This window comes from Craterilacuibacter sp., assembly GCF_051659485.1.
GTDB lineage: Bacteria > Pseudomonadota > Gammaproteobacteria > Burkholderiales > Chromobacteriaceae > Craterilacuibacter.
Genome location: NZ_JBOFOO010000307.1, coordinates 1 through 2,604, shown reverse-complemented (window position 1 = coordinate 2,604; position 2,604 = coordinate 1). Strand labels below are relative to the sequence as shown.

The following is a 2,604-nucleotide window of genomic DNA, read 5'->3' as shown; positions in this document are numbered from 1 at the left end:
CAGCATCATCATATGTGCAAGTGTCGGCAGTATTTCCGCCTTGACGCCTAAGCGGGCGGCCGTGGCCTCGATATCGGCAGGGGTGATGATTTTGTCTTGGCCTGCGCCCAAAACCAGCGCGGGCACTCCATGAATACGGTGCTGCCACAAGGGGTTGACCATCGACATGTCCATAATGGCGCGCTGGCTTTCCTGCTGCGAGCATTTGGCCAGTAATAATACGTTTTCGGCACCGGCCTCGTCAGACAGCAGTAATGCCCGTATTTCATCCAAAGTCCGCGTATCCGCCATGGCCGATTTGGTTTGATAACGATTCAGAGCCAGCAGCAGCTCGGGGGTGTAAGTCAGCATCCTAAGTGCGGAGGCGGTTAGACCCAAAGGGGAGACCGAGGCCAGAAATGCCGCACCAGGCAAGGTATGCCTCTCCAGATGCCGCTGCAAGACAAAGCCACCCATGGAGTGGGCAATCACCACCGGTTCCTGTTGAAGCCCGGCGATGGTATGGCTAAGATTGGCGACATAATCGTCGATGCTGATGGCTGCCAGATAATGTTGGCCTTCACTTGCCCCATGGCCTTCAAAACTGAGTGCCAGGCAGTCATAGCCTTGGGCATTAAACCAGGGTATGAAATGTGCTTGCCAGCACCAGGCGGCACTAAAAGCACCATGGATAAATAAAAGCGGCGGTCCCTTGCGGGACGCGCCGGTGGCGGGTGCCTGGATAAGCTCTAGTCTGGGTGTCATCTACAAGTTTTCGGCGGCAAAGTCAGCCAGGCGAGAGCGTTCGCCGCGTTGCAAGGTGATATGGCCGGAGTGTGCCCAGCCCTTGAAACGGTCGACGACATAAGTCAGGCCGGAGCTGCCTTCAGTCAGGTAAGGGGTGTCAATCTGCGCGATATTCCCTAAGCATACCACCTTGGTGCCGGGGCCGGCACGGGTAATCAGGGTTTTCATCTGCTTGGGGGTGAGGTTTTGTGCCTCGTCTATGATCAGATACTTGCTGAGGAAGGTGCGCCCACGCATGAAATTCAGGCTTTTGACCTTGATGCGCGAGCGTATCAGGTCGCGCGTCGCGGCGCGTCCCCAGTCGCCGCCATCGTCTTCACTATGTCCCAGTACGTCCAGGTTGTCTTCCAGTGCCCCCATCCATGGGGCCATTTTTTCTTCTTCGGTACCGGGCAAAAAGCCGATGTCTTCACCGACCGGAATGGTCACGCGGGTCATGATGATCTCGCTGTAGCGTTTTTCTTCCAGTGTCTGTGCCAGACCCGCAGCCAGCGTGAGCAGGGTTTTGCCGGTGCCGGCCTGTCCCAGCAGACTGACAAAGTCGATATCGGGATCCAGTAGCAGATTCAGTGCGAAATTCTGCTCGCGGTTGCGTGCCGTAATTCCCCAGACATTGTTCTTGCTGTGACTGTAATCCTTATACGTTTCCAGCGTTGCTACACGGCCATCCAGTCGGGCGACCTTAAGCTGCAATGGCTGCTCGCCCTGCTGGAACAAAAGCTGGTTCAGATAAAGGGCCTCCACGTCAGGGCCGGTAATCTGGTAATAGCTGCGGCCATGCTCGGTCCATGACTTGATCTCAGTGCCGTTGCGCTCCCAAAAACCGGCGTCGATTTCACGTTCGCCGGTATACAGCAGGTCGCTGTCCTCCAATACCTTGTCGTTGAAGTAGTCCTCGGCATCCAGCCCCAGCGCCCGGGCCTTGATGCGCATATTGATATCTTTGGATACCAGTATGACCGCTCGGTCGGGGTGCAGCTCTTTCAATGCCTTGACGATGCCCAGAATCTGGTTGTCGGCTTTACCCTGCGGCATTGCAGCGGGCAGAACGCTATGGATGATCTGGGTCTGCAGCAGCAGGTGGCCACTGGCAGCGCCCTTGCTGGCGAGGACGAGGGAAATGCCCAGTTCGATTGGTGCATTGCTGGCACGAATGATTTCATCGAGGAAACGGCTGGTCTGGCGCGCATTGCGTGCCACCTCGGACATGCCGCTTTTGTGCATGTCCAGTTCTTCCAGCGTGATGATGGGAATGAAAACGTCGTGTTCCTGAAAACGGAACAAGCTGGTCGGGTCATGCATCAATACATTGGTATCGAGCACGAAAAGCTTGCGGATCTGGACTTTCTTGCGCGTGGCCATCAGGAAACTCCTTTGCGGGATCGACCGGCTTGTCCGGCCCGACTTTCTTTATAGCTCCTTGATGTAGGCGAGTACCTCGGTAGCGTGCTCGGCAACCTTGACGCCGCGCCAGCTCCGAAGTACGACATTGCCTTCGCCGATGACGAAGGTGCTGCGTTCTATGCCGCGCACGTCCTTGCCATACAGTTTTTTTTGTTTGATTACGTCAAACAGCGTACAGGCAGTTTCGTCACTATCCGACAGCAACTCAAACGGTAGCGTGAACTTGGCCTTGAAGTTTTCGTGCGACTTGAGGCTGTCGCGCGAAATGCCGGCAATAGCAACACCGGCTGCTTGAAACTCGGCATACACGTCACGGAAGGCTGCCGCTTCATTGCTGCAACCGGGGGTTTTGTCTTTGGGGTAAAAATAGAGCACCAGCGGTTTGCCGGCTTGTGACAGGGTAAAAGATGAGCC

General features: G+C 55.9%; 3 protein-coding genes. All 3 read right to left on the bottom strand.

Annotated features, from left to right (window positions below):
* Positions 1 to 744: alpha/beta hydrolase (locus ACRC1E_RS10695; RefSeq protein ID WP_438515082.1), on the bottom strand; the 744-nt coding region annotated here is incomplete at its 3' end.
* Positions 745 to 2,148 (bottom strand): PhoH family protein, encoded by a 1,404-nt coding sequence (locus ACRC1E_RS10690; protein ID WP_438515081.1) that lies wholly within the window; start codon positions 2,146 to 2,148, stop codon positions 745 to 747.
* A 48-nt stretch (positions 2,149 to 2,196) separates the two neighbouring features.
* Positions 2,197 to 2,604 (bottom strand): peroxiredoxin (locus ACRC1E_RS10685; protein WP_438515080.1); only part of this gene is annotated, 408 nt, incomplete at its 5' end.

Bases quoted from the DNA above. Each gene is read 5' to 3' on its own strand.
- ACRC1E_RS10690 (WP_438515081.1), bottom strand. From the start codon at position 2,148: ATGGCCACGCGCAAGAAAGTCCAGATCCGCAAGCTTTTCGTGCTCGAT.